Origin of the sequence: Marinicrinis sediminis (genome assembly GCF_042685085.1) — a bacterium.
GTDB lineage: Bacteria > Bacillota > Bacilli > Paenibacillales > KCTC-33676 > Marinicrinis > Marinicrinis sediminis.
Genome location: NZ_JBHUMM010000004.1, coordinates 23,650 through 29,649, shown reverse-complemented (window position 1 = coordinate 29,649; position 6,000 = coordinate 23,650). Strand labels below are relative to the sequence as shown.

The window sequence follows — 6,000 nt, the reverse complement described above, 5'->3', positions numbered from 1 at the left end:
CGCTCCTGCGGACTTTTACAAACGTAAACAGCTAGGCGAAGTTACCACAAAGGAAGTCAGACTTTAAAAATGACAGACAGGCTTAGTTTGAAAGTGATTCTGTCCAATTTTCGGGGGTTAATCCGTTTTTTCTATGCATTTAAGTACATAAGATGCTAAAGTGAAGAGGTCAATAGCATCATCTTCCGATAAACTCCATCCGATTCTTGCGGTATAAGCGGATCTCCCATAGCAATAATGCTTTTTCGGAAAGTTCCGAAAACATAGCAAATCATACCATATATTTAGAGGGTTTAATAGAATCATCGGTATGGAGGAAAGTAAAGAAAAAACACCCTTGAAGGTGTTTTCAATGATTATGCCCATTTTAGGAAGCGAACTTGATTTGAAAATCAGTCCATTCATCTCCACTATCCACGGTTTTGTAGATTGTGGACTTGCCATTATCGTAGACGATTACCCATCCTACACTTTCATCTACAAATGAATACCCGGTTATTTTTTGACCAGGATCATCATTACCTGTAATATTCTTAATTTGTATTGTTTTGAATTGTTCCGAAGAAAGGATATTATATCTATATAATACTCTGTCATCTATCGTCCACGCATAATTCGGAGTTACAATCTTTGACCCAATATTCGAATCTTGACTTGCTCTTTTGATCTGTACGCCTTCATGGAGTGTCCATGTCACACCCTTATCCTTGGTGACATAGTAATCATACTTCATGATGTTATCTGATTTAACCGTTGATAGCAATACGATTCCGGTGTCAGTATCGAAGAATCGAATTGATTCAATATTAAATCTCATGTTGGAATCATTTGCAGGGTACGGGAGCTCGACCTTGGACCAATCTGCTCCGCCGTTTACCGTTTGATAAAACATAGGTTGTTCGGTGTTTATGACGGGTATAAATCCAGTTTGATTGTCGATAAACACAGAGGAAGCTTGCAAATGATCAGATGGGAATGAATGATCTTGATAGCTTGATATGAGCTCCCAATGACTTCCACCATCTTCCGTAATGTAACATTCCCTGAGAACATAATCTGCTCCCTGTTTTACATCGATCATGAGCCATCCTTTCGTCTCATTGACAAAGTAGATGTCTGTGAGCAAGCCTGCGGTTTTGGGATTCCAAGTCTCCCCATTCTCCCAGGACTGACCGCCATCGCTTGTTTTAAATACCGTAATCTCATTTGGCGTTGACTGAATGATCCAGAATACCTCTGAAGAAAGGAAAAAGACATTGGTGTGGTGAAGAACGTCTCCTTCACTATGAGCAAAATGAAAATCCTCCCCCATTGGCATCGCATTTACCCAATCTTTCCCTTTATTTGAGGTTTTAAGTAGATTGAACTTATGTAACTCCGTCCCATTCTGACCGTATAACCAACCCGTCTGTTCGTCATAGAATGCTAGATTATAATTGGATATATCCATATCTTGACTCGTATCAGTCACCAGTTTGTGTTCATCATCTTCCGCTAAGTTGCATCCTGTTGCCAAAACAAGCAATAAGAGGAGAATAAGTGCAGTATGAACATTTTTCACTGAATTCCCTCAATTCATAAAAGTATATTCGTATATTTCTATACATTCAGATGAATATGCCATTAGTCCGTGTTCCTTTGATAAGCTCGTTCTCTGAAAATTGGCTATACGCTTTCAATCCAATTGAACATCTCTTGCCTCAATACTAAAACTACATAGTGCTACATATCATCAAACCTTAAGTTAACTTCTTCATCGTTTGCAATTATGCATAGTAATGGCTATGTTCAATGACATGGAAAAACATAACAAGCCATTAAGCCCCTTGTGGTCTAAAAATACTCATATTACAGTTTTCCTAAGGCATTCATGATAGCAAGAAATCCAACATATAACAGGGTGACTAAAAGTATAATCGAATACAGAATGATTTGTTTTCTTTTTACAGGATCGTGTCTTACTTTCAGATATACGCCAATAAACAGCATGACGAATCCGATTAACAATGAAGGAAAGATCAGATAGCTGAATATGGGATGATCTTCAGATAATAAATCCAAGTGTGCTGTCAATCTAGATATTCCAGAGAAAATTGATGCAAAACACAACAGGATAATGCCTAATACCACTGGAATTGGATAGTTTTCTTTGGTTTTGATGAAATAGTAAATTACCAGTGACGAAATCCCTATTGCGATAATTAAATAGATAGGTAACGAAAGGTGATCATAAAACAAATTCATTTCTATATTCCAACCTTTTCATGAAACCGTTTATTTTTCAGATCATTTACACCCTATCTCCAACGGCAATACTTGCTCGAATGTTAATAGTGCTGGAGCTCCTACTAGTGCATTGATTCCTACTATTACAAGTAAGAATATGATCGCAATGGTCTATCTCTTGGCTGGCAAACTTGACTTTGGTTTAAAACCACAAAAAAGAATGGGCAAAAGCATGGAGCCACGCATCGCTCGCACCTGAACCCATTCCCTTGTCCGGTTTTCATAGATTTTCTGGAAATTGGCACAGTACATTTACGTCAAAAATTTTGTAATTTGGATAAAAAAACCATTAATAAGTTCTTATTATTAAAGAAGATATTACTGAAATAATCAAAATAAAAATAATCAAGATTCTGTACGTAATTTTGTGTAATTTATAGCCTTCTTTATTAACAACATTTTTTGGTTCAATAAAAAAAGAATGAAATTACTAATTTTATTATATCTTTTAGTATCTTCATTATGATCAATATATCACAGTCCTTTAACTATAGAAACTTCTCGATCCGTACCTTGTTCTTTAATTGCTAACATTGTTGTTTAAACCTTTCCAGCCGTGTGAATCATGCTCTCTCGAGGTTCAATATATCATGTTAGTACGTATACGTTTTTCATGACTTCCCTGAAGAATTCTTCAGATTGTACATTCCGGATTCCGGATACCCTTACCTTGCTCATGATGAGTTGCTAAAAATGATTCTATTTAACCCAAAAAACAACGAGGCCAGACACAATGTCTGACCTCGTTGTTTTACTAACACAAGATGGAATCTTTTTATATCTTTTATTTATTATCACAACTTATGAACACTTGCTGTAGCCGCAATTGGTACAGGTTTTGCATCCTTCCATATTCACGAGGGAAGCCGATCCGCAAGCGGTACAGAGATCGAGAGATCCTGGACCTGCGGTCAGATCATCCTCTTCTTCCTGTGCAGCCGGGACTTGGTGCTCTGAAACGGCTGGTGCAGAAGGTGCTTGTGTTTGAGCCTGCTGTGGAGCTGACGGGCTGACAGCCGGTGCAACGCTACCCTGCTCTTCAATGGTGTCCATATGCACTTCCAGCGCTTTTGCAACGGCATCTGCAATAGATTCCACACGATTCGGTCCAAATCCGATTCCGCCGGAGCCGCCAATGCCTTTCAGATGCTTGATCAGCAAACGTTCTTTCTGTCCATGCTCACCATAACGCAGGAACAGGGAGCAGACACGGCCGAGGGCTTCGGACATTGCGAACACATCCGATCCAGCCTTGCCTACATTCATGAAGATTTCACTTGGATAACCGTCTAGATCGTTAATCGTAATATAGGCCATCCCGAATGGCGTATTATATTTATACGTCGCTCCGCTCAGCACTTGCGGACGGCGCTTATATTGCTTGTCGAAGATTTTCTCCGTCGATTTGTCTACATCGACTTTCAGAGACTCCGTGATTTGAGTCATCTGTGCTTGCTCCTGCTTCGCAGGTGCTTCTTCTTCTTTCACTTCGGCCTTGACGGCTTCTTCAGCGGCCGGAGCTTCTTCCTTCTTGTCTTCATTTTTGTCCTTCGTGGACAACACTTGTGTATCACGGCTGCCATCACGGTAGATGGTCACCCCTTTACAGCCCAGATCGAATGCGAGCTCATAAAGGGCCTTCGTCTCCTCAACCGTAAAGTCGGCCGGACAGTTTGCCGTTTTGGAAATGGAGCTGTCTACCCAGCGCTGAATAGCGGCCTGAACGCGAATATGATCCTCCGCAGACAAATCCATGGAAGTCGCAAAGTGTGCAGGCAATGGCTCACCCGGATGCTGGTCCTTCCACTCCTGTGCAATCGGCACATACTGCTTGTCATAGCCAAGTCGGCTTTGACGGTAATATTCAAACGCGAAATATGGCTCAATACCCGTGGACGTGCCCACCATCGTTCCGGTGCTGCCTGTCGGCGCCTGAGTAATGACCGTAACGTTGCGCATCCCTTTTTCCGCAACCGATACACCCACTTCAGGGAACGCTTCTGTCATGTTCTTCATGAAACCGCTCTGCAAGAATTTCTCAGCATCAAATTGCTTGAAGGAACCTTTTTCATCTGCGATGTCTGAGGAAGACAGATAAGCTTCCTTCGCCATAAATCCGTAGATTTTGTCCAGGAACTCGAGGGATTCCGGGCTGCCGTAGCGAATGCCCAGGCGAATCATCAGCTCGGCCAGTCCCATGGTACCGAGACCCACCCGACGCTCAGCCTGCTGGTTTTCCTGGTTTTCCTCAAAATGATAAGGAGTACGATCAATGACATTGTCCAGGAAGCGAACCGAATAGCGAACCGTTGTCGCCAATTCATCCCACGCCACATCGTGCTTCTCTTCATCATAGAACTTGGAGAGGTTGATGGCAGACAGGTTACACACGCCCCATGCCGGCAAGCCCTGCTCTCCACAAGGGTTCGTACAGATAATCGGATTAAAGTACCAGCTGTTGGACATCTGGTTGTAGTATTCCATAAACACGACGCCTGGCTCAGCAGATTTCCATGCGGATTCAATGATCGTATGCCATACATCGCGCGCACGAACCGTATCATAATGAATCACGGATTTGCCCATGGCCTTCCACTCATCCATATTGCCGTTCCATTTATCATTGTAGTCCGGGTCCTTCGTATCCGGGAATACAAGCTCCCAGTCGAGATCTTCCTTGACAGCTTTCATAAAGTCATTGCTGACACAGACGGACAGATTCGCATTCGTAATCTCGCCCATCGTTTGCTTGACGGTAATGAAACGCATCAGATCCGGATGCCAGTCGTTGATCATCAGCATGAGCGCGCCTCTGCGACTGCCGCCCTGTTCGATCAGTCCGGTTGTGTAGCTGAACAATCCGCCCCAGGAAACCGCACCGCTCGATGTCCCGTTTACCCCGCGTACGATTGCTCTTCGTGGACGCAAGGAAGACAGGTTGATCCCGACTCCGCCTCCACGCGACATAATTTCGGTCATTTCACTGAGTGTTTCCATTATGCCGCCACGGCTGTCATGCGGAGACGGAATAACATAACAGTTGAAAAGCGTCAATTCATCACTGGCACCCGCTCCGGCGGCAATCCGTCCACCCGGTACCAGCTTCCAGTCATCTAATATATAACGGAACTTTTCAGTCCATTCCTGTTGTTTTTCAGGTGCTTCTACAGAAGCCATCGCCTTTGCAAGACGGTCCCACATTTCATCAGGTGTCTTTTCTACAGTCAAAGTCAACTGATCGATATTGGATTCCACGATACCGCCACTGCGGAGCTGTACCTTGACCTTTTTCCCTTCGCGGGCAATGACCTCGCCCACTTCCTTTGTAGGGAATTTCGGATCATCCTTGGTGAGGACCAGTACATAGTCGCCCACTTTTGTATTTTTCGTATCCGCGTCCTTCATGGCGTAACGGTCCAAGAAAATTTTCTCACTTAGTCCTTCTAAACGTTTTGACTGCATCGTTTTCAAAAGAACACCCTCCCATTGTTTACTCTTGCGGATAAAATCGAAAAAAGCTCAAATTCCCGCAATAACTTCCGTTTTCGATGATTTTCAAGAAAACAACCATATCTTGTATCATCCTTCTTCAACATGTATGTAGCAAGCACTACATCTTGTATGCTTGAACCATTATACACCACCACATGTTGTGTATCTAACGATATTTTTTCCGAATCCCTCATATACATCTTTAGATTGTGTATTTTTCTT

At 42.8% G+C, this 6,000-nt stretch carries 2 protein-coding genes; both read right to left on the bottom strand.

Annotated features, from left to right (window positions below; all coding sequences use genetic code 11):
• Nucleotides 1-367 precede the first annotated feature (367 nt).
• A complete protein-coding gene (locus ACFSUC_RS03070; RefSeq protein WP_379927997.1) occupies nucleotides 368-1,561 on the bottom strand; it encodes a WD40/YVTN/BNR-like repeat-containing protein in 1,194 nt (397 codons plus the stop codon).
• A gap of 1,526 nt (nucleotides 1,562-3,087) precedes the next feature.
• Nucleotides 3,088-5,757, bottom strand: a complete 2,670-nt coding sequence (locus tag ACFSUC_RS03065; protein ID WP_379927996.1) for an adenosylcobalamin-dependent ribonucleoside-diphosphate reductase — start codon at nucleotides 5,755-5,757, stop codon at nucleotides 3,088-3,090.
• Between the last annotated feature and the right edge of the window lie 243 nt (nucleotides 5,758-6,000).